Source organism: Bacillus cihuensis, from assembly GCF_000504145.1.
Lineage (GTDB): Bacteria > Bacillota > Bacilli > Bacillales > DSM-1321 > Peribacillus > Peribacillus huizhouensis.
Genome location: NZ_AYSD01000017.1, coordinates 109,457 through 133,247, shown reverse-complemented (window position 1 = coordinate 133,247; position 23,791 = coordinate 109,457). Strand labels below are relative to the sequence as shown.

Below are 23,791 nucleotides of genomic sequence, written 5' to 3'. Positions count from 1 at the left end.
GGGGGTAAATCATGAGTACAGAAACCGCGTTAAAGCAAACACCGCTTTTTGATATATATGGAAAACACGGAGCGAAAGTCATTGATTTTGGTGGTTGGGCATTGCCAGTTCAGTTCTCAAGCATTTTGGAAGAACATGAAGCAGTGCGAACAGAAGCGGGCCTTTTTGATGTCTCGCATATGGGGGAAGTACTTGTAGAAGGAAAAGATGCATGTGCTTATATTAACCATCTTGTCACGAACGATGTAACGAAACTAGCAATCAATCAGGCACAGTATACGGCAATGTGCTATCCAGATGGTGGAACAGTTGATGATATTTTAGTTTACAAATTGGCAGAGGAAAAATATTTGCTCGTAATCAATGCGGCAAATATCGATAAAGATGTGGAATGGATGAAGCAATCTGTTAAAGGAGACATGAAACTTGAAAATATCTCCGATGACACTGCTCAGCTCGCAATCCAAGGACCAAAAGCTGAATCGATTTTACAAAAGATAACAGATACTGATCTATCATCGATTGGTGTATTTAAATTTGCTCAACAAGTGACTATTTCTGGCATTACAGATGTGTTAGTTTCTCGTACAGGCTATACAGGTGAAGATGGGTTTGAACTTTATTTACAAAAAGACCAAGTAGTCGCACTATGGGAAAAACTAATCGAAGCAGGGACACCTGAAGGATTAAAACCGTGTGGTTTAGGAGCTCGTGATACGCTTCGACTAGAAGCACGTCTGCCGTTATATGGTCAAGAATTGAGCAGTGAAATTAGTCCACTAGAAGCAGGAGTCGGCTTTGTTGTTAAAACGAATAAAGAAAGTGATTTTATCGGTAAAGCGGCACTTTCTGCACAAAAAGAAGCAGGATTAACGAGAAAAATTGTGGGAATTGAAGTGACAGGTCGCGGCATTCCACGTCATGGCTATAAAGTACTATCTGAAGATGGGAAGGAAATCGGCGTAGTAACATCGGGAACGCAATCCCCATCTTTGAAGAAGAGTATTGGACTTGCTTTGATCTCTGTGGATCATACTGAAGTGGGAACACCACTAAAAATAGAAATCCGTAATAAGCAGATTGATGCGATTGTTGTAAAAGCCCCATTCTATAAAAAGTAATTTCTAAGTTTACTAGCATCATGCTAAAGATAAGGCTGATGCTAGTACATCAATTTCATATCAGAATATTCAAAAGCTGAAAGGACGAAAAACAATGACAAAAGCGACAGCAAATTTACTATATAGCAAAGAGCATGAGTGGGTGGAACAATTAGAAGGAAATCGTGTTCGGATTGGAATCTCTGATTATGCACAAAAGGCGCTAGGAGATATCGTGTTTGTTGAGAACCCAGAGATTGATGATGAAGTAACCGTTAATGAATCAATGGGAACGATTGAATCTGTTAAAGCGGTTTCTGAACTCTACTCTCCTGTTTCAGGTACAGTAGTGGCTGTAAATGAAGAGTTAGAAAGCTCTCCAGAGACGATTAATGAAAATCCATTTGAAGCTGGATGGTTAGTCGAAGTGGAAATGTCTAATCCAGAAGAGCTAGAAGCACTACTTAATGAAGAAGAGTATGAAGCATTTACGAATGAAGGAGAGGAATAATATGTCATCAACTTACAGATACCTCCCAGATACAAAACAAGATCAAGAGGAAATGCTCGAGTTTTTACAAGTATCTTCCATAGATGATTTATTTAAAGATATCCCAGCTGATATTAGATTACAAGGAGAGCTGAACATTCCACAAGCTGTTCCTGAGCCACTCCTAGTAAAGAAAATGAATCAGCTTGCTTCGAAAAATCTCAATGCCAATCATTACCCAACTTTCCTTGGCGCAGGTACGTATGATCACTATATTCCAAGCGTAGTGGATCATATGATTTCCCGCTCTGAATTTTACACAGCGTATACACCATACCAACCAGAAATCAGTCAAGGTGAACTGCAGGCGATATTTGAATTTCAAACGATGGTATGTGAGTTAACTGGAATGGATGTAGCGAATTCTTCGATGTACGATGGCTTTACATCACTTGCAGAAGCAGCATCATTAGCTGTTGCATCAACAAGACGTTCAAAAATTCTTGTATCAAAAGCTGTGCATCCAGAGTCTCGAGCAATCTTACGTACGGTAGCAGATGGACCAGGATATACAGTTGAAGAAGTCCAATTGACAGATGAAATTACAGATTTAGAGAAGCTAAAAGAGCAAATTGATAAAGATACTGCAGCGGTCATTGTCCAATATCCGAATTTCTTCGGTTCCATTGAAGATTTAACGGAGATTAAGAAAATTGCTGAAGAAAATAAAGCTCTTTTCATTGTAAGCGCCAACCCACTTTCCCTTGCACTTTTGCAGGCACCTGGGAAACTTGGGGCAGATATTGTCATCGGTGATATGCAACCATTAGGTATCCCAATGTCATTTGGTGGCCCACATTGTGGTTATTTTGCGGTTAGTAAGAAGTTTATGCGTAAAATCCCTGGTCGAATTGTCGGCCAAACAGAAGATGAAAAAGGTCAACGTGGTTTTGTTTTAACACTACAAGCTCGTGAACAGCATATCCGTCGCGATAAGGCATCATCTAATATTTGTTCAAATCAGGCATTGAATGCACTTGCCTCATCGATTTGTATGTCATCACTTGGAAAACAAGGCATTCGTCAGATGGCTCAGCTAAACTTAGAGAAGGCAGACTATATGGCAAAAACGTTGAAACAAAAAGGATTTGTCATTCTCAATCAATCGCCATTCTTCAATGAGTTTGTAGTCGAGCTTCCTCGTCCAGTTAAGGAAGTCAATGCAAAACTACTAGAAGCAGGGATCATTGGTGGCTATGATTTAGAAAGCGATTATGGTTATGAAAATCAAATGTTACTCGCTGTAACTGAACAACGAACAAAAGAAGAGATTGACCAATTTGTAGAGGTTTTGGAGGCGATTGTAAATGGTTGAGTATAATGATTTGATTTTTGAAATTAGTCGTCCAGGACGTATCGGTTCAAGTCTTCCGGATAGTGATGTGGATTCTGTTGATATTCAAAATAAACTTCCGAAGCATTTAATTCGTGACGTACCTGCAGAACTACCGGAAGTATCAGAATTACAACTTGTTCGTCATTATACAGCGCTTTCTAATAAAAACCATGGGATCGATAATGGCTTTTATCCACTTGGCTCTTGTACGATGAAGTACAATCCGAAAATCAATGAAGATGTGGCACGTTTGGAAGGGTTTAGTCGGATTCACCCGTATCAGTCTGTTGAAACAGTACAAGGTGCATTAGAAGTGTTATATGAGCTACAAGAAGAGTTAGCAGTGATCACTGGAATGGATGCGGTTACTTTACAGCCATCAGCGGGAGCACAAGGTGAATGGACAGGGTTAATGATGGTGAAAGCTTATCATGCGCAAAAAGGGGAAACGAGAACTCAGGTGCTTGTTCCAGACTCTGCACATGGTACGAATCCTGCAAGTGCAACAGTAGCTGGCTTTGAAACGGTTACGATTCCATCCAAGGAAAATGGCTTAGTAAATTTAGAAGAGTTAAAGAAACATGTTGGTCCAAATACTGCAGCTCTTATGTTGACAAACCCGAATACACTTGGTCTTTTTGAGGAAGAAATTGTAGAAATTGCCCAAGTCGTTCATGAAGCAGGCGGTTTATTATACTATGATGGCGCGAATGCGAACGCGATTTTAGGTAAAACAACACCTGGTCAAATGGGCTTTGACATCGTTCATTTAAACTTACACAAAACATTTACAACACCTCATGGTGGCGGTGGTCCAGGGGCAGGTCCAGTCGGTGTCAAAGAGAAATTAATTCCGTTCTTGCCGGTACCACGTGTTGAAAAAGACGGTGAGAAATATGTATTGAACTCAGAACATCCGCTTTCAATTGGACGAGTAAAAGGCTATTACGGAAACTTCGGTATTCTTTTACGTGCTTATACGTATATTCGCACCATGGGACCAGAAGGGTTACGTCAAGTATCAGAAAGTGCTGTTCTTCATGCGAATTACTTACTTAAACGATTAGAGCCATATTTTGATGCACCATATTCACAAATTTGTAAACACGAATTTGTCCTTTCGGGCTCTAGACAGAAAAAACTAGGCGTTAGAACGCTAGATATGGCGAAGCGACTGCTTGATTTTGGCTACCATCCGCCAACCATCTACTTCCCATTGAATGTTGAGGAATGTTTGATGATCGAACCGACAGAAACTGAATCAAAAGAAACGCTCGATGCTTTTGCGGATGTGATGATTCAAATCGCCAAGGAAGTGGAAGAAAATCCAGGCGTTGTTTTAGAAGCACCACATACGACAGTTATCGGTCGTTTGGATGAAGTACAAGCGGCGAGACAACCAATTTTACGTTATGAAAAAGCAGTAGAAAAAGAGACAGTAAAATCTTAAAAGGATAATTGAACCACCGAGAATGAAAATAGCGAGAAAATTCATCTTCTCACTACTTCACACTCGGTGGTTTCATATGAGCGCAGAAGCCAGTTTTTTTCTGATTAAATAATAATTCCATTTGTTCATAGGAGTGAGTACCTCATGACAGATAGTGAGCTTCGTAAACCCGAATGGCTTAAGATTAAATTAAATACCAATGAACAATATACGGGCTTAAAGAAAATGATGCGTGAAAAAAAACTGCACACCGTTTGTGAAGAGGCAAGATGCCCGAATATTCATGAATGCTGGGCAGTCCGAAAAACGGCTACTTTCATGATTTTAGGCAGTATATGTACCCGTGCTTGTCGATTTTGTGCCGTACAAACAGGTCTTCCAACCGAACTTGATTGGCAAGAGCCGGAACGTGTGGCAGAGTCTGTTGAACAAATGGGCTTAAAGCATGTCGTCATAACAGCTGTTGCCCGCGATGATCTAAAAGACGGCGGAGCAAAGGTATTTGCCGAAACTGTGCGAGCCGTAAGACGGCGCAATCCATTTTGTAGCATTGAAGTTCTTCCTTCTGATATGAATGGAGAATACGATAACTTAAAAATATTAATGGATGCTACGCCTGCCATTTTGAATCATAACATTGAAACAGTGAAGCGCTTAACTCCAAGAGTTCGAGCACGTGCCACATACGAACGTTCACTAGAGTTTTTAAGGCGCGCCAAACAAATAAACCCTACAATTCCAACGAAATCAAGCATTATGATTGGGCTAGGGGAAACAAAGGAAGAAATTATCGAAACGATGGATGACCTTCGTAATAACGATGTGGATATTATAACAATTGGTCAATATTTACAGCCGACAAAACGCCATTTGAAAGTTCAAAAGTATTGGAGTCCAGAAGAATTCGCAGAACTAAAACGCATTGCAATGTCAAAAGGCTTTAGTCACTGTGAAGCAGGTCCGCTCGTTCGCTCCTCTTATCATGCAGATGAACAAGTTCGTGCAGTGCAGATGAATGCATAATCATGGAAAAATAGGTGGCTAGAGGAGGAGGAAAGGATGGTTATTAATATATCAGAGGCAGCCATGAATAAATTACAAGAAATGGCGTTCCAAGAAAAACGAGTTCCAAGAATTGATGCTGATGTTGCAGGTGGCTGTGGCTTATCAGTCAAGTTTTCCATCGTATGGGATGAACCTCGAAGAAACGATACGATTATTGAATATGAAGGTATTCAGATTCACTTAGACCATTTTACTAAACGATATTTAGATCAAGAGACGCAGATTGATTATCAAGACGAACTAGGTTTTATCGTTGGAGACCAATTTACGTCTAGTGCTTGTGCAATTGAAATAGATTAATAGATTCAAGTTTACTAGCAGTTCTTTTTTTGCTAAGAAATAGAAACAAAAGGGGGAAACAGCAGATGAATCAAGAATATGATGTAGTCATTATTGGTGGCGGAACTGGTGGGTATGTTGCGGCTATACGTGCCTCGCAATTAGGATTAAAGACAGCTGTCGTTGAACAAGGAAAACTTGGCGGAACATGCCTTCATGCAGGCTGTATCCCGAGCAAGGCGTTATTAAGAAGCGCAGAAGTATATGCGAATACAAAAAATGCAGAGAAGTATGGAGTCATTGCTCCTGAAGTAGGACTAGATTTTCAAAAAGTACAAGCTCGGAAAGAAGAAATCACAGAACGCTTATTTAAAGGTGTTCAACATTTAATGAAAAAAGGGAAAATTGATGTGTACGAGGGGAAAGGCAGTATTCTGCAGACAAAAGATGTGTTAGTAAAATTGAATGAGGATGATCAAGAGGTGATTTTAATCGCAAGAAACATTGTCCTAGCAACAGGTTCTCGTCCACGGACTCTTCCCGGCCTAGAAGCGGACGGAGAGTATGTGATGACATCGGATGAAGCGCTACAAATGCAAGAGCTTCCAGAATCGATTCTGATTGTCGGTGGAGGAGTAATTGGAATTGAATGGGCTTCAATGCTTGTTGATTTTGGATTATCAGTCACAGTAATTGAGTATGCGGATCGGATTTTACCGACAGAAGATAAAGAGATTTCTAAAGAAGTCCAACGATTAATGAAGAAAAAAGGTGTGAAAATTATTACGGGAGCAAAAGTACTTCCAGAAACGTTGGAAAAAGGCGAAGGTGTTTCTATTAAAGCAGAGCAAAAAGGAAAAGAAACATCCTATTCTGCTGATAAACTATTAGTATCGGTTGGAAGAATGCCAAATATAGAAGGATTAAATCTAGAAAAAACGAGTGTTGCTGTCGAACGTGCTTTTATAAAAACAAATGAGTATTATCAAACGAATGAACCTAATATTTATGCGATTGGTGATGTAATTGGCGGTTTACAGCTTGCCCATGTAGCTTCCCATGAGGGCATTATCGCAATTGAACATATTGCAGGAGAAAATCCAGCGCCACTGAATCCAACGCTTGTGTCAAAATGTGTGTACAGTAGCCCAGAGGTTGCAAGTGTTGGATTAACAGAAGAAGAGGCAAAGGAAAAAGGATATCAAGTAAAAACAGGTAAATTCTCGTTTCGTGCGATTGGAAAGGCTCTTGTTTTTGGTGAATCTGATGGTTTTGTCAAACTTGTTGTGGAAGAAGGTTCTAATAAGTTGTTAGGGACACATATGGTTGGACCTCATGTAACAGATATGATTACAGAGGCAGGTCTTGCGCAAGTATTAGAGGCAACAGCCATGGATATTGCCAATACGATCCACCCACACCCTACATTAGCAGAAGCGATTGGCGAGGCTGCTCTGGCTGTATATGGGAAAGAAATCCATGCTTAGGAAAGTAGTTTAATAGAATAGTCTTAAACTCCTCTTCCTCCATCTAAGAATGCAATAGAAAATGATGGGGGAGAGGATTTTTCTTCTTGACTGCTCCTCACGTAAAATCTTCTAATTTCTTTGTTTCCAATGATTATGTAAAGAAACTCGTAACGTCAGACTTCCTCCACTTCCTCTTTTTTTCAATAGAGTTAAATGACTGTTTCTTGTAAAAATGAAATAAATGAATGGACAACTGGAGAGGTTTCTTTCTTGTTCCAGGCTGCGCCAATTTTGCATGTTGTATAACTTTCTTTAAGTTGTAAGTAGACGATATCATCGTTCTTTACAAATTGAATGGAAGATGGAAGTAAAGCAATACCGATTCCAGAAGCAACAAACGATAATGCCGTATGTAACTCTAGTGCTTCTTGGGTCTTTTTAGGACTAAAGCCAGCGTGCTGACAAAGGCTAATGATCGCATCATAATAGCTTTCTCCTGCTTTTCTAGGTGTCATGATGAACTGTTCGTTCGCAAGGAGAGAGACATCGATGGGTTCTGTTGCAACTGCTAATCGATGTGTTTTGGGTAACGCAACTATAAATGGTTCTTCCCGTAGCATTTCTACATGAAATGATCCACTTTCAATCGGGAGAATCAATAAGCCAACATGAATGGAGCTGTCGTGAAGTGCTTCCATTTGTTCTGTTGATGACAATTGTCGTAAGACGATATTAATATTTGGGTATTGTTCTTGAAACCTTCTGAGTAATAGAGGAAGAAGTTCAAACGCGATTGATCCAGTAAAGGCTAATATTAATTGACCAGCTTCCCCTCGAGCTATACTACTTGCCTCTTCACAGGCCAAATGTACACGGTTTAGAATTTCATAGGCTCTCTTTAAAAAAACTTCACCAGCTGACGTTAATTCCACGCGCTGCTTCGTTCTAGAAAATAAAAGCACATCTAATTCATTTTCCAATTGCTTAATTTGTTGACTTAAAGGTGGCTGTGCCATTTGGAGGCGTTGTGCGGCTCTACCAAAATGAAGTTCTTCTGCAACTGCAATAAAGTATTTTAAATGCCGTAATTCCATGTAGACACCTCTTCATATTTTAAAAGTATTAAACAGTAAACAAAGATGTATTAGAAAAAAATGAATCGTAATAGTATGCTTATTTTATCAAATATTTAGAAAAATATGAATATTTAGATGATTGGTCATTGCTAGATTTATATCTTCATTTTATAAATCATGTAAATGAGACAAAAAATAGGGGGGATTTCAGCTCTAAACCAAAAACTGGCTCTTTCAAACAAGCATGAATCTAGTAAACCAAAAAATTATGGGCAGTTAAAAAACACCAATCAAAAATTTAGGAGTGTTGGAAATGGAAGTTTTATTGTCAAATGGAGTACGTGAAAAGGTAAGCGATTACATGAAAGAAAATCGTGAAGAGTTAATTAAGGGGCTCCAAAAATTAATCCAAATCCCAAGTGAAACTGGTTATGAAGGGCCGGTTCAAGAACATATTAAAAATGTTATGTTAGACCTTGGTCTTGAAGTAGATACATTCGAAGCAGATCCAGTGAAAGTAAGACAGCATCCGGAATATACGGAGTCAGATGTAGAACGTAAAGTTGGTTTTAAGAACCGTCCGAATGTTGTTGGGAAATGGCATGGATCAGAAGATGCACGGTCACTTTTACTTTTTACACATGTTGATACGGTACCGGTTGGGGATGAGATCCACTGGAATTACCCGCCAACTGAAGGTGTAATTGAAAATGGACTTATGTACGGAAGAGGAACAGCTGATAATAAAGGCGTATACGGTTCTATCCTTTCTGCACTGCAGGTTATTAAAAATATGGGTCTAAAGCCAAAAGGAAATATTACAACCATTTCCGTTGTTGATGAAGAGGTAGGCGGAGCCGGCGGAGCTGTTGCAATGGTTCAATACCTTGAAGAACAGAATTTTAAAGCAGATGCATGTATTTATCCGCATCCATTAACAACTGGTGCAGGTCCACAAATTGCTTGTGCAGGCGGATTGATTTTTAAAGTAAGAGTGACAGGTGTGGCCGCTCATAACTTAAACGGACAAGTTGGTGTGAATGCAATCGGCAAAGCGATGAAAATATATGACGCTTTAGTTGAACTGGACAATAAACGCGTAGAAACTGTCAGCTATGCTCCGTTTGAACGTTATTTCGCCGCTTCAGATATGCAAGTCCGTTCAAGTAATTTAACACCTGCAATGATTAATGCTGGTGAATGGGCATATAAAGTTCCGGCTGAATGTGAATTGACTGGAACAATTGGCTACCCGCCAAATGAAACACTTGAAGAAGTGAAAGCACAGATTGAAAACGCAATTAAGGAAGTTGCGGCTAATGATGAATGGTTATCTAAAAACCCGCCGGAAATTTCTTATGAATGGCATACAAGCCCAGCAGAAATAAGCCCTGACCATCCATTTGTGCAAATGGTCAAATCAAATATTGATGAAGTTGTTGGCAGAACAACAGAAATCTATGGTATGCCTACATTCAGTGATATCCGCTTCCCGCTTATTTATATGGATATGCCAGCAATTATTTATGGACCAAAAGGCGGCAACCTACATGGAGCGGATGAGTGGGTAAATATTCAAGATTGGTTAGATTGTGTTGAAACGAATGTTTTAAACATTTTAGAATGGAGTGGCTATGAAGAGGTCACAAAGTAAACGTAGAGACGAAATAGTTTGATCTAGTTATCCCCGAGATAAGACTTCACTCCAAAATGGGGACGATGATATTCAAGGAGTGAAGTTATTTTTTATAAAATAGACGCGTTAAGTTACTAAAGAATAAGTTTTGTGAAAGCATCATTGATTGAACTGGAAGGTACGAAGACTTCTGCGAAAATGCGAGAGCTTGCAGACGTCCCCTAAAACAAAATCAATTCTCTAGTTAACAAAAGCTAAAAAGAACAAAATGTGTAGTCCATCCCCTCTCTTCGGAAAGTAGGAATCACACAAACTCCTATATGTAAACTTAAGATTTCCGCCTTATTTGTAAGCGCTTAATATTAAGAGGGACTTTTGTAAGACCTGTTCCATGAACCATATAAAATTTAAAGGAGTATAAGGAATATGGCTGTGAACCAACCTAATTTTCAAGAAGAGACGGTAAACTCCCTTAGTAATCATGATTTGTTGCCAGTTCAACCGGAGGAGCGAACTTGGAAAACGCAAAACTTTGCATCAATGTGGATGGGGGTTATTAATAATATTCCCACATATGCAACGATAGGGGGATTAGTTGTTTTAGGGTTTTCCCCACTACAGGTGATTATGATCATCTTTATTGCTTCAATGATTCTCTATGGAGCTTTATCGCTTAATGGTCATGCAGGGTCTAAATATGGAATACCATTTCCAGTCCTCGTGCGAACTTCTTATGGAGTTAAAGGGGCAAATGTTCCAGCGTTATTACGGGGAATCGTTGCAATCGTATGGTTAGGGATTCAAGCGTATGCAGGAAGTGCGGCGTTTAATATCGCCATTACACTGATTTGGCCGGGTTTTGCTTTACTTGGTGGGAACTGGACATTTATAGGGATTGGACTGCCAGGTTTACTTTCTTTTGTATTATTTTGGTCCATGCACTTTTTAGTTTTAAAGAGGGGGATGGAGTCTCTCAAGAAATTCCAAGCGTTCACCGGACCGTTAGTGTATATCGTATTAATTGGCTTGCTTTGGTGGGCAATTGATACGGCAGGCGGAATTCAACCAATCATTACTCAACCTGGAAAGTATGAGACGTTTGGAGAATTATTCTTTCCATTTCTAGCTGCAGTAGCAGGTATAATCGGAATTTGGTCAACGTTAATATTGAATATACCGGACTTTACTCGATTTGCTAGATCTCAGAAAGATCAAATAAAAGGCCAGTTATATGGGTTGCCAGTTACATTTACTATATTTACAGTTGTTACAGTTGCAGCAACATCTGCAACCACGATCGCTTTTGGAAACCCGATTGGGGATATCATCGTTACTCTCCAACAATTCGATAGACCGATTGTTATTGCAATAGCTGCTCTTATTCTTTCAGTAGCTACAATCACAGTGAATGTTATTGCGAACCTGGTTTCACCTGCATATGATTTAGCGAACTTATTTCCAAAGTGGATTAACTTTAAGAAAGGTTTTTATATTACAATGCTAGCCGCTCTTTTTACAGTACCGTGGAAATTGATGGAAAATGCTGATGCAATCTTCACTCTTCTTAACTTGATTGGAGGAGCGCTTGGTCCAGTAGCAGGTGTAATGATTGCCGATTATTATATGATTCGTAAAAGGAAGCTTAATATAAACGATATCTACTCTTTAAAAGGGGAGTACACGTACTGGAAAGGGTATAATTATAGAGCTTTTGCAGCGACAGGGTTTGGTGCTGCAGTTGCTTTAATTGGGGCTTTTGTGCCTTCATTAAAAGCACTATATGAGATTTCATGGTTTTTAGGAGTGATTCTTTCCTTTTTCGTTTATATCGGTTTTATGCGTTTGCACCCTCCTGTTCATAATCAGGAAGGAGACAATAAATTGGAAGATATGACGCAAGGAAATATGAAAACAGGCAATTGATAGAGTCGATTGTTGAATAAAGGATATAGATACTTATAAGTAGAATTTATTGAATATTCAGTATGATGATAAAAAGGTAATAAGATTGAATATATCTATGCATAAAGAATGGGTAGATTCATGTAAAAACGAACTCAAGTACAAGCATCTTATCCACATGATGACCACGAGGTTTTGAAACTAAGGTGACTATGCACTGTATTCAGGAATTGAAAGAATCCTGGCAATAAGTACAATAAAAAATTAGATTTAAATATTTAATATTTTTGTAAACGGCTTACTGTATTTGAGAGATTGTTTCATAGGCAAGAAGAAAGCGTTTTCGATTATAATGGAGTAACCTAAAAAAGGAGCTGGTCTCATGATTCGAATAGGCGTTGACGTTGGAGGTACATTTACTGATTTAATAATTGTCGATGAATTAACAAATCAAATTCACGTCCACAAGGTGCCAAGTACATTGGAGGATCAGTCAATAGGTGTAATTAATGGTATTCAAAAACTTTGTGAGAATGCGAATGTTCCAGTAACAGATATTGATTATGTGCTGCATGGCACAACAGTAGCTACGAATATTACGATTGAACGTAATGGGGCTGTCGTTGGGATGTTAACGACAAAGAATTACCGAGATATCTTGCACATTGCGCGACACAAGAAAACAGAAAATTTCTCCATCCAACAAGACCTACCTTGGCAAGCCAACCCATTAGTATTGCGTAGAAACCGTATTCCGATTACTGAGAAGCTTCAGGCTCCAGACGGCCGAGTTAAAGTGCCGATGAATGAAGAGGAAGTTCGTCAAGCGGTTGAAAGACTCAAAAAATCTGAAGTAGATATTATTGTTGTATCATTCCTCTTTTCTTTCTTAAATGATGAACACGAACAACGGGCAAAGGAAATCGTCAAAGAAATGTGGCCGGAAGTGCAATGTTTTACCTCTAGTGAAATTGCCCCTCAAATGCGAGAGTATGAAAGATTTAGTACAGCAGCAATGAATGCCTACGTAGCGCCGCGCGTCAGCCGATACTTAAGTCACTTATCTAGTGCGTTAGACGAAGCGGGAGTTAAAGGGGATCTTCATATTATGCAATCTTCTGGTGGAATGGCCACTAGTGAAATGGTGACAGAAAAGCCAGTGACTTTGTTAAAGTCTGGGCCATCGGGAGCTGTTTTAGCTACTGCTTGGTGGGGAGAGATGGAAGGTGTTCCTAATTTAATTAGTGTTGATATTGGCGGTACGTCAGCGGATATTTCTGTTATTCCAAATAATACGCCGAAAATTATCAATCCACGTGATGCCGAGGCGAATGGTTATCCTGTTCTTGTTCCGATGATTGATGTGGAAGTGATTGGGGCTGGTGGCGGTTCCATCGCTTATATCGATGGTGGCGGGGCATTTAGAGTAGGACCGAAAAGTGCGGGGGCTCACCCAGGACCAGCTTGTTATGGACAAGGAGGAGAAAATCCTTGTGTGACGGATGCCAATGTGATTCTTGGACGACTCGATCCTGAACAGTTTTTAGGCGGAGATCTTCAATTACATCCTGAACTGAGTTTTAAAGCGGTTGAAGAGAAACTTTGTCCTAAGCTCAACATGTCTGCAGAAGAGGCGGCTCTTGGTATCTTGAAGATTATTAACAACTTTATGGCGCTTAGCATCCGTGCAAAATCTGTAAGTAAAGGAATCGATCCACGTGAGTTTGCTTTATTTGCAGCAGGTGGTGCTGGACCACTTCATTCTGTTGATTTGGCGGAAACGATAGGGTGTAATCTTGTTATTGTTCCAAATTATCCAGGTATTAGTGCAGCAACAGGTCTCCTAGTAGGTGATATTAAGTATGACTTTATTAAATCGAATATACGTCGTCTTAACGATGTAACGGATGAATCAATTGATTCGATTAACGCCGATCTACAGGAACTAGAAGGACGTGCTTATGATCAGCTGATTAAAGATGGCATTAAGCCTGAAGATATCTTAATCGAGCGAATCGCCGAGTGCCGCTATGCTGGACAAGGATTTGAATTACGTGCAGCCATTCCAGAAGGGATATTGACTGATCAATCTATAGAGACGATTCGTCAAAGATTCGATGAATCACATGAGGAAGAGTATGGTCATCATTTTCCGGACAATGTTGTGGAACTGATTACATTGCGAATCGTGGCAACTGGAAAAACCCCTTCATTAACTTTACCGAAATTAGAAAGTGGAAACCGAATCAATCCAGATGATGCATTTATGTATGAGCGAGAAACTGTATATGAGGTAAATGGAGAGATTAAACGTTTCCCAACTCCTCGTTACGATCGAAGTAAATTGTTAGCACATGACTTAATTCAAGGGCCAGCAATCATTGTCCAACGTGATTCGACAACTTCGATCCCCCCTCATTGGCAAGCGACCGTATCAGAAAATGGCACATTATTTGTCGCTTCAAAAGTGACACAGGGTGGCGCGGCAGAATCAGTAGAAAAACATTTCTCGAAGGTGAGGTAAATAGATATGACTATTAATCACATGAGCTCTACTGTTATTCAAAATAAAATTGATCCTGTGACCTTGCAAGTAATCGGTGGGGCATTAAAGACGATCGCAAAAGAAATGGCCCACGTTATGTACCGGATGGCTTATTCATCGCTTATTCGCGAATCGGAGGATCTTGGAGCAGGAGTTTTTGATGTTTTTGGTAATACATTAGCTGAGGCGGATTCTACACCGATGCAATTAGGTTGCTTACCTGGGTATATTCGAGGCTTCCAAGCAAAATTGGGGGATAATCAACATCCAGACGATATTATTTGGAATAATGATCCTTATGCAGGGGCTTCTCATTCTCCAGATGTTGCTTTATGTCAGCCAATATTCTATAAAGGAGAATTGGTCGGATATGCCGGTGCAACTGCCCATCATTTAGATATGGGGGGGGCACAGCCTGGGCTGATAGTTGATGTACCGGATGTGTATGCTGAAGGCTTGATTTTAAATGGCGTCAAACTATATGACAAAGGGGTACGGAATGAAACCCTAATTGAAATTATTCGCCAGAATGTTCGGACACCAAATGAAGTTATTGGAGATTTAGAGGCACAAGTTGCAGCTTGTCGATTAGGGGTTAAACGCTTCATTGAGCTGATGGACAAGTATGGGAAGGACACAGTGCTTTTAGCTTGTGAAGAGTTAATGAATTATTCTGAGCGGATGATGCGAAAAGAAATCGCCAAAATTCCCGATGGTGTCTATGAGGCAGAATCTTGGTTGGATAATGATGGACGTCATCTAGATATCCCTCTTAAAGTACATGTGAAACTGACGAAACAAGGAGAAGAACTGGAAGTAGATGTTTCTAAATCTAGTGATCAAGTTTCCACTGCCTTTAATGTGGCATATTCCGGCGCCCTTTGTGTAAGTGTTCATAGTGTCTTACGTTCCATCTTTTTAGATACATTTATGACGGAAGAAGATGTCCCAGCGAATGAAGGAGCGTTTCGCCCGATTAAAATTACAGCACGTAAGGGAAGTATTTTTAATCCGATTAAACCGGCGGCTCTATTTAGCCGAGCGAATCAAGTAAATACAGTTGCAGACTTAATTATAAAAGCACTAGCACCGATTATCCCGAATCAGACATGTGCAGGAAGTTCTGCCAATATTCAATTTGCTTCGTATGCTGGGTTGGATGAAAATAATGAGTACTGGGTGTATATTGAAGTCAATGAGGGGTCTTATGGTGGCCGACCAGGTAAAGATGGGATGGATGCGGTAGACTTTAGCTCATGGAATACGATGAATAACCCTATTGAAGATCTGGACATGCATGTTCCTCTCGTATGTGAACAATATGAAATTCGAGAGGATACAGGAGGAGCTGGAAAGTGGCGAGGTGGCCTAGGAATTGTACGGTGGAACCGCTTCTTAACAGATGGCTTTATGACGATGGAAGGGGACAAACATACTGTACGACCATGGGGGTATGATGGTGGACTTCCTGGCACGAGCGCCAACCTCATTAAAAACCCAGATCGTACACCTGAGGAACTTCCGTCTAAACTTAACGGATATCGCTTCCAAGCTGGTGAATCGGTGCAAATCTTAGTTCCATCTTCTGGAGGATACGGTGATCCACTTGAACGACCTGCAGAGCAAGTGTTTGAAGATATATTAGATGAGATTGTCTCGGTTGAAACAGCCTATAGAGATTATGGGGTTGTCATCACTAATATGGAGCTTGATATTAGAGCGACAGAGATAAGACGAGAAGAAATGAGAAGCACGAGAGGCGATTTGCCAGTCTATACTCAATAAGATCGTTAAAAAGATAAGCAAGCAGCCAATTGTCTGTCAAAGGACATTTTGGCTGCTTTTCCTATTTAAACAACGAATCTAGTTTTTTATAAATTATTTTCAATTAAGCGTTTTAACTTTTCTTCTGTGCTAGTGCGATCAACCGGTGTATAGACACTGCATCTTAAGTCAATATCTCCTTGCACTTGTAAAGACGTGAGGCTAAATACCATTTTACCGGCTTTGGCATGACGAAATTCAATTAAAACTTCTGGAGCCGAGCTCACTTCACCTCGATTCCATAGTTTTTGAAACTCTGGAAAGCGTTGTTCCATTTCTTCAATGAACTGTGAATACCAATTGTCAGCAAAATATTGTCCATAATAAGTCCGAAAAATGGCAAGAAAACCTTGTGCAAAATGCTCCCAATTCACTGCCAAACTCTTAAATTCTTTTCTTGCAAATAATAATCGAATCAAATTTCTCTCTTCCAATGGAATCGTATCAAAATCTAAAAAGACGTGTGCTGCTGCTTGATTCCAGCCAATGATATGGCAATGTCTGTCTGAAATAATCGTAGGGCAGTACTTGAGCTCCTGTAAAATTTTATTTAATGAAGGGCTGATTAAGGTTTCATCTTCCAGTGAGAGCTCGTGATTGATCCCTTCTTCCAAAGCTAAAGCGAATAAATATTTTTTTTCATCAGGCTTTAATTGCAGGGCATTGGAAATAGCCTCTAATACGGAAGTCGACACTTTAATGTCTCTTCCTTGTTCCAACCACGTATACCACGTTGTACTTACAGAAGCTAACTGAGCCACCTCTTCCCTTCGTAGGCCAGGTGTTCTTCTTCTTTTACCAATCGGCAATCCAACCATATGTGGATGGATTTTGGAGCGCCGCGTTTTTAAAAACTCTGATAGTGCTTGAAGCCTCGTCTCCGAATTCATTTTCCTGCTCCTTTTTTAATGTAGTGTAAATTATACCAGGATAAACAACAAATTGTAATAGGATAAATAGTCGATAAAATTAGAAGAAAGACGATATGAGGAGGAGATTACATGAAGCGAGTAGTAATTACTGGAATGGGTGTTATTTCACCATTAGGGAATGATCTTGATACGTTTTGGGACCATTTATTGAAAGGGAAGTCAGGAATTTCTTTTATTGATACGTTTGATGTATCTGATTTAAAAACGAAAATAGCTGGTAGCATTCGGGATTTTGATGCTGAAGGAAGATGGGGGCGTAAAGAAGTACGACATATGGATCGCTTTTGTCAATTTGCCCTAGCTGCAGCTGAACAAGCTCTAAACCAATCACAACTAAAACTGGATGAACTAGATCGAGAACGGTTTGGTGTATATATTGGTTCGGGAATTGGCGGCATGCAAACATTTATTGAGAATGTGAATGTGCTCAATGAACGAGGGCCGAAAAGAGTAAGCCCTAGCTTAGTTCCGATGATGATATCCAATGCGGCCGCTGCTCAAATCAGTATTCGCTTTGGTGCCTATGGTCCTTCGATGTCACCTGTCACTGCATGTTCGATTGGGAATACATCTATTGGGGAAGCATTCAATGTGATTCGAAATAATGAGGCGGATGTGATATTTGCAGGTGGATCAGAAGCTGCCGTTACGAGATTATCTTTGGCGAGTTTTGGTAATGCGACTGCTTTATCTACAAGAAATGATGAGCCTACTTTAGCAAGTAGACCATTTGATGTGAATCGTGATGGATTTGTGATGAGTGAAGGAGCAGGGATCCTCGTGTTAGAATCACTCGATCATGCCTTACAACGTGATGCTCCGATTTATGGGGAAGTAATTGGCTATGGTGCTGGTTCCGATGCTTATCATATGGTAGCTTCACATCCTGAAGGAAGAGGTGCTTATTCAGCTATGAAACGTGCCTTGAATCAGGCTAATATAGCTGCCAATGAAGTCGACGTGATAAGTGCTCATGCAACGAGTACGAATGTAGGCGATATTTCTGAAACATTGGCAATTAAGAAATTATTTGGAGATGATGCTTATCAAGTGCCTATTACGGCTAACAAATCGATGCTCGGTCATATGCTCGGAGCTGCTGGTGCGGTTGAAGCGATCGCTCTAGTGAAAAGTCTAACAGAAGGGCTTGTACCACCAACGATCAATTTAAGGACTGCCGATCTGGAATGTGATCTAGATTATGTCTCAGAAGGAGCACGGCGAGCTGTGTTAAATATCGGCCTATCTAATTCATTTGGCTTTGGTGGTCATAATTCTGCGATTGTATTGAAAAAATATAATTAAATGATGCAAAAGGTTGTCCCAAAACGGCTGGGCTAAAATCTAATATCAACATCTATAATATAGGGCAAAATGAACAGCATAGAGTTAGTGTTTGTTTTGGGACAATCTTTGCTTTTTCGGATTTGTTACTAGAGTAACAAATATGATAATCACTTTTATCCGATATCCTCACAATGTGTATTTTGTCTTCTGGGGAGGATATTTACATGATAGAGTGTGGTTTATTTTCATCGATTTCTGTTTTGAAAGTAGGCACTTGGCTTTGATTCGCAAGCGATTCAAGAGTAAGAGCTATTTGGATCCAAAATTGACAGTTTGAAGATGAAAGACTATTTCCTAAATGCTGTTCAATCCGCTCAATTCGATATCTTAATGTATTTCGATGAATATGTAGCGTTTTCGCTACCATTTCCCGATTATAGTTATGAGCAGCGAGACATTTTAGCGTTTCATAAAGCACCAAACCTCGTTCAGAAAGAAGTTCATCTGGTAAAATTAAATGACGAAATGCTTGAGCTTTAGCTTGATCCATATCTCCATAAAGGAGCAACTCTTTCCGTGATTCATCAGCAAAATAGGCTCCACCTGCTGGATCTGAAAACTGAACAAGTGGAGTCAAAGATTTTGCCTCCTGATAGCTTTCAACTATAGAGAGCCAATCTTCCTTCATTTCACCAAACACAAGAACTGGAATGATTTGCTTATAAATCCTTTGTACATGACTGTATAAATCTCTTAAATGGGATTTGATGACCGAATATTCAAGACTAGAGGAAATCAATAATGTTAATCGACCTTCATATACCTCACAGAATCCATCAATCCCTTCTGTTTGGTTAATCCACATTGTACATTCATTACTCAAAAAATCCATCTCTATGGATAAGCTAAGAGGTATTTCCTTTTTTCCAGGAAGGACAAAACCTGCCATCCAATTCTCGTTCGGATCCAATCCAAGCTTGCGCACTCTATCTTCCATTAATATAGAGGCTGTTTTAGGACTTTCAAATAGTAATTCCATTAATTCTACTTTAAATTGCCTACTCGTAACCCCTACAACCTGTTGATTTAGGTGGATATCTAAAAGAACAGTTGCTGCATACTCAAGGACATGCTTATGCGTTTCTTCCGCCTGCTGATCATGGAAGAGAAGCCAAAGCGTTCCCGAATAATTCCCTTCAATTTGAAGTGGCATAGCCATTGCCTCTGGTAAAGTGTTAGTAGGGATTCTTAGAGGATGGCTCTCTCTTAGAATCGCTTCATTTTCAGGCAAATTATGATCCAAGAGTTCATGTAATATTTTGGATAAATGATCCAATACATTGGGAAGATTTATACGTTTTCCACCTGTTGGAATGACTTTATTCAAAACTTTGTTCGTAGTGTCGGTAATGATAGTAGGACAATTAAAGTGCTGGGAGAGGATGCGACAAACATCCATACCATTATTTGCAATGCGTAATTCTCCGACCAATTCTGAAGGAAGTTGTGCAGCCAATTCTTTTTTTCTAAATTCTCGTCTCATAATTTCTTGGTGAATCGATTGGGTAATTTTAATGAATTGCACGTGAAAGGGTACTTCTAAAATCGGGATTGCATACTTTTCACCAAATTCCACAACGGAAGGGGGACATTCATCTAAATAACGGCCGGTTGCAAACAAAATTCCGGAAATTTGGTGCCGTAAAAAGCCTTTAAGAAGTCTAGCTTCTGATGCTTGATCTTGAGGCCATACTTGTCCACACGTCATAAGTAGCTCTCCTCCTTCAAGGAAGTGCCTCATGTCATCATGGTCAATAACGTGTGCCCAACGGATTTTGCGATACAAACCTCTTTTTCCTGCACGAACTGTTACATTATTCTTCCCTGTTAGAAGTATTGCTTCTTTTACTGTGATCATTAAATTTCCTCCTTTGTGCAAAACATACAAAAAATGAAAAAAAATAAGTGAATTTAAGCACAATATCCAATTGTATTGAGAATTAATAGAATGATATCATTCTCATTATAAGACAGCGCTTACATTAATTCTATACAGAATATTCTAAAATTTAACAGTCCCTTCTGTTTCTGATTTTGATTTTGGAATCAAGTGTTGAATAGTATCAAGCATAGATAGAAGGTTTTATAATTAGGAATGGAGGTGCTCAGAAGTTAGATTTATTCTGATCTAGCCTTAAAGCTATTTGTACAGATGATGTTAAGAATGTGTCTGAGAGATTTACGAGATTAAATATTTAATACATACCAACGTTATTATCTTAATTTATTTTGACCTATTGTAGTAACCCTGCCTTTGGAAGCTGAAATAAAAGATTTTTTTAACCTTAATTTTCTGAAAGTTAACAATTTTCCATAAAATGAGTTGATTCCGAAAGTCATGGAGGTAAAGAAATGTCTATACAACAACAGGTAGAAAAAAACATAGAAAGTGAGAAAGCACAAGCCACTGGTGTGAAACAAGCCGTTTTTGGGGCGGCGATTGGAAATTTGATCGAATGGTTTGATTATGCTTCATATGGGTATTTGGCCACGATTATCGCTACAGTCTTCTTTGCTCCTGGTAACGAGAAGGCAGCATTGCTCGGAACGTTCGGAGTGTTTGCTGTATCCTTCATAGCAAGGCCAGTAGGAGGTCTAGTTTGGGGGCATTATGGGGACAAACTTGGGCGAAAGCGTATCTTGATTCTTACAATCATTATGATGTCGCTTGCGACGTTCACAATCGGCCTCATACCTAGCTATGCCACGATAGGTATTGCAGCACCACTGTTACTTCTATTATGTCGTATCGTCCAAGGATTTTCTGCTTCCGGTGAGTATGCTGGAGCATCCTTATTTATTGCAGAATACGCACCGAACTCCAAAAGGGGACTTCTTGTCAGTATGGTGCCAGCAAGTACGGCTGCTGGATTATTACTTGGAGCTTTGACTGCGCTCCTTCTTCAGTACAATTTGTCGCAAGATGCCTTACATAGCTGGGGTTGGCGCATTCCCTTTCTTATATCAGGACCACTAGGCTTAATTGCTCTCTATATCCGTATGAAACTTGAAGATACGCCTGTTTTTACGGAGAAGGAGCACGGGGAAAAACAAGAGCCCATTTTCAAGAGTGTCCGTGAGAATCGGAAGCAGCTTCTCGTTGCATTTGGAGTCATCTGCCTAAATGCAGTCGGCTTCTATATCATTCTCAGCTACATGCCAACTTATCTTGTTAATGAGTTAGGCTTTGACAATATGAAAGCGATTCTTACAACGATTGTCTCATTAACAACTTATGTAATCCTTCTCCCATTCGTGGGTACACTCGCTGATCGGGTCGGCAGGAAGCCGGTACTTATTGGTGCTAGTGTACTGTTTATGCTATTTACTATTCCAGCATTTTTACTTCTTTCCCAAGGTGGGATGTACGCCATATTGGCACAAATATTACTGGGTGCCATATTAGCAGGAAACGATGGCGTGCTCGCAACTTTCTTATCGGAGATGTTCCCAACTTCTGTAAGGTACACTTGCTTTGGATTGTCTTTCAATATGGGGAACGCTATTTTCGGTGGAACAGCACCATTCGTTGCAACATTCTTGATTATTCAAACAGGAAACACATTTGCTCCTGCTTTCTACTTGATGGCGGCTGCTTTCATCGCCTTCATCGCATTATTACGAACGAAAGAGACTGTGAACAAATCCATGTAGCAGGAAAAATAATTACTAGTTAAAAATGAGAGAGTTGGTGCACGATGCAGAACATACTAGGTATTCATTGTTTTGAAGAGTGCCGCACTTATCTCCTGAGCACACGTGATCCTACGTATTACAGTGAGCGCACACTGGTCATTTTACTGATTGGCAATTGAAAGAGTAAGAGTAATGCTAAATAAAATTATGGAAAAGGAAAGGTGATAAACGTGGTACAACAAATCACAGATCTTGAAAGAACAAAGATTTTACAAAATGGCGGCAAAAAAGTAAAACCTACTTTTTCAAAAGAGGAAATGACTCGTCGTAATACGAATTTGCGCCAATATATGGCTAAATCCGGAATTGATGCGGTTGTATTTACTTCTTACCATAATATTAACTATTACAGTGATTTCTTATTTACTTCATTCAACCGTAACTATGCACTGGTTGTAACACAGGACAAGCATGTGACAGTAAGTGCGAATATTGATGCGGGAATGCCGTGGAGACGCAGCTTTGATGAAAACATCGTTTACACAGACTGGAGAAGAGATAACTTCCTATATGCTGTGAAAAAAGTGTTATCAGAAGCAGGATTCAAAGGCGGACGCGTAGGGATTGAAGACGATCATTTGAACTTAAGCTTACGTCGTCAAGTACAAGATGCACTACCAGAAGCAGAGCTTGTGGACGTTTCCCAAGATGTGATGAGACAACGGATGTTTAAATCAGCAGAGGAAATCGATTTGATTACAAATGGAGCTCGTATTGCCGATATCGGTGGAGCTGCCGTTGTAGAAGCGATTCGTGAAGGCGTACCAGAATACGAAGTAGCCCTTCATGGGACAGAAGCAATGGTGCGCGAAATTGCACGCACATACCCACATGCAGAGCTAAGAGATACATGGGTTTGGTTCCAATCTGGCATTAACACGGATGGTGCACATAACTGGGCGACTTCTCGCAAACTACAACAAGGCGATATCCTTAGTTTGAATTGTTTCCCAATGATTGCTGGTTACTATACAGCGCTTGAGCGTACATTGTTCTTAGAAGAGGTATCGGATCGCCATCTTGAGCTATGGGAAATCAACTGTAAAGTTCACAGACGTGGTCTTGAATTAATCAAACCAGGTGCTAGATGTATGGATATTGCGGCAGAATTAAACGAAATCTACCGTGAGCACAACCTTTTAGCGAATCGTACATTCGGATACGGACATTCATTCGGTGTACTAAGCCACTATTATGGTCGTGAAGCAGGCTTAGAGCTTCGTGAAGATATCGAAACAGTGCTTGAGCCAGGCATGGTTGTATCGATGGAACCAATGATCATGATTCCAGAAGGAGAGCCAGGTGCTGGTGGATATCGTGAGCATGACATCCTTGTGATTGGCGAAAACGATGCAGAAAATATTACGGGCTTTCCATTTGGACCAGAGCATAACATTATCAAAAAATAATTCGATCAATCATATATTGCCTTACATCAAATGTAATGGATTAGCTTCTAACTGAAGGTTACTAAAGTTGGGAGCTGATCATAACAAAAGTTATTTCATTTTTAAGTAAGACTTACTTATCGTTGAAGCGGAAATAGATAGATTCATTTCATTTTTAATAGTTAATGAATCTGTG

The 23,791-nt window shown here is 39.8% G+C and carries 17 protein-coding genes; 14 read left to right on the top strand and 3 right to left on the bottom strand.

The annotated features are described in order from the left end of the window. The first annotated feature begins 11 nt into the window (after positions 1-11). The 7 genes from gcvT to lpdA all read left to right on the top strand — a co-directional run bounded on the left by gcvT (position 12) and on the right by lpdA (position 7,267). On the top strand, positions 12-1,121 hold the full coding sequence (gene gcvT, locus V179_RS0104210; RefSeq protein ID WP_028390415.1) for a glycine cleavage system aminomethyltransferase GcvT: 1,110 nt from the start codon (positions 12-14) through the stop codon (positions 1,119-1,121). 94 nt (positions 1,122-1,215) lie between these two features. Then, the gene (gcvH, locus tag V179_RS0104205; RefSeq protein ID WP_028390414.1) at positions 1,216-1,611 is read left to right on the top strand and encodes a glycine cleavage system protein GcvH; all 396 of its coding nucleotides are present in this window, start codon (positions 1,216-1,218) and stop codon (positions 1,609-1,611) included. Position 1,612: 1 nt separating this feature from the next. Then, complete coding sequence (gcvPA, locus tag V179_RS0104200) at positions 1,613-2,965, top strand: aminomethyl-transferring glycine dehydrogenase subunit GcvPA (protein ID WP_028390413.1); 1,353 nt, start codon at positions 1,613-1,615, stop codon at positions 2,963-2,965. After that, positions 2,958-4,436 carry an aminomethyl-transferring glycine dehydrogenase subunit GcvPB gene (gene gcvPB, locus V179_RS0104195; protein WP_028390412.1) on the top strand — a complete coding sequence of 493 codons (1,479 nt, stop codon included), beginning with the start codon at positions 2,958-2,960 and terminating at the stop codon, positions 4,434-4,436. The genes gcvPA and gcvPB overlap by 8 nt, the downstream gene beginning before the upstream one ends. Positions 4,437-4,580: 144 nt before the next feature. Then, on the top strand, positions 4,581-5,459 hold the full coding sequence (lipA, locus tag V179_RS0104190; protein WP_028390411.1) for a lipoyl synthase: 879 nt from the start codon (positions 4,581-4,583) through the stop codon (positions 5,457-5,459). A 36-nt stretch (positions 5,460-5,495) separates the two neighbouring features. Then, positions 5,496-5,801 (top strand): HesB/IscA family protein, encoded by a 306-nt coding sequence (locus V179_RS0104185; RefSeq protein ID WP_028390410.1) that lies wholly within the window; start codon positions 5,496-5,498, stop codon positions 5,799-5,801. A 65-nt stretch (positions 5,802-5,866) separates the two neighbouring features. Next, a complete protein-coding gene (gene lpdA, locus V179_RS0104180) occupies positions 5,867-7,267 on the top strand; it encodes a dihydrolipoyl dehydrogenase (RefSeq protein ID WP_028390409.1) in 1,401 nt (466 codons plus the stop codon). A 191-nt stretch (positions 7,268-7,458) separates the two neighbouring features. Here the strand turns inward: lpdA and V179_RS0104175 are convergent, their stop codons facing one another. Then, complete coding sequence (locus tag V179_RS0104175) at positions 7,459-8,343, bottom strand: LysR family transcriptional regulator (protein WP_028390408.1); 885 nt, start codon at positions 8,341-8,343, stop codon at positions 7,459-7,461. 295 nt (positions 8,344-8,638) lie between these two features. Between V179_RS0104175 and V179_RS0104170 the strand changes: the two genes are divergently transcribed. The 4 genes from V179_RS0104170 (at position 8,639) to V179_RS0104155 (ending at position 16,193) form a co-directional block, all read left to right on the top strand. Beyond that, positions 8,639-9,979, top strand: a complete 1,341-nt coding sequence (locus tag V179_RS0104170; RefSeq protein ID WP_028390407.1) for an ArgE/DapE family deacylase — start codon at positions 8,639-8,641, stop codon at positions 9,977-9,979. A gap of 408 nt (positions 9,980-10,387) precedes the next feature. After that, complete coding sequence (locus V179_RS0104165) at positions 10,388-11,884, top strand: NCS1 family nucleobase:cation symporter-1 (RefSeq protein WP_028390406.1); 1,497 nt, start codon at positions 10,388-10,390, stop codon at positions 11,882-11,884. A gap of 361 nt (positions 11,885-12,245) precedes the next feature. Continuing rightward, a complete protein-coding gene (locus V179_RS0104160) occupies positions 12,246-14,387 on the top strand; it encodes a hydantoinase/oxoprolinase family protein (RefSeq protein WP_028390405.1) in 2,142 nt (713 codons plus the stop codon). Between the two features lie 6 nt (positions 14,388-14,393). Continuing rightward, positions 14,394-16,193 carry a hydantoinase B/oxoprolinase family protein gene (locus tag V179_RS0104155; RefSeq protein WP_051404834.1) on the top strand — a complete coding sequence of 600 codons (1,800 nt, stop codon included), beginning with the start codon at positions 14,394-14,396 and terminating at the stop codon, positions 16,191-16,193. Positions 16,194-16,279: 86 nt separating this feature from the next. Here V179_RS0104155 and V179_RS0104150 read toward each other — a convergent pair whose 3' ends face one another. After that, entirely contained in the window at positions 16,280-17,122 is an 843-nt protein-coding gene (locus tag V179_RS0104150) for a helix-turn-helix transcriptional regulator (RefSeq protein WP_028390403.1), read from the bottom strand. A gap of 111 nt (positions 17,123-17,233) precedes the next feature. On the opposite strand from V179_RS0104150, the gene fabF reads away from it, so the two are divergent. Next, positions 17,234-18,469: a beta-ketoacyl-ACP synthase II gene (gene fabF, locus V179_RS0104145; RefSeq protein ID WP_028390402.1), complete on the top strand. Its 1,236-nt coding sequence runs from the start codon at positions 17,234-17,236 to the stop codon at positions 18,467-18,469. A gap of 202 nt (positions 18,470-18,671) precedes the next feature. On the opposite strand, the gene V179_RS0104140 is transcribed toward fabF, so the two are convergent. After that, complete coding sequence (locus V179_RS0104140; protein WP_028390401.1) at positions 18,672-20,369, bottom strand: PucR family transcriptional regulator; 1,698 nt, start codon at positions 20,367-20,369, stop codon at positions 18,672-18,674. Between the two features lie 494 nt (positions 20,370-20,863). Here V179_RS0104140 and V179_RS0104135 point away from each other — a divergent pair, with 494 nt between their 5' ends. Next, positions 20,864-22,165: an MFS transporter gene (locus V179_RS0104135; RefSeq protein ID WP_028390400.1), complete on the top strand. Its 1,302-nt coding sequence runs from the start codon at positions 20,864-20,866 to the stop codon at positions 22,163-22,165. A gap of 212 nt (positions 22,166-22,377) precedes the next feature. After that, complete coding sequence (locus V179_RS0104130) at positions 22,378-23,616, top strand: M24 family metallopeptidase (RefSeq protein ID WP_235178952.1); 1,239 nt, start codon at positions 22,378-22,380, stop codon at positions 23,614-23,616. Positions 23,617-23,791 lie beyond the last annotated feature (175 nt).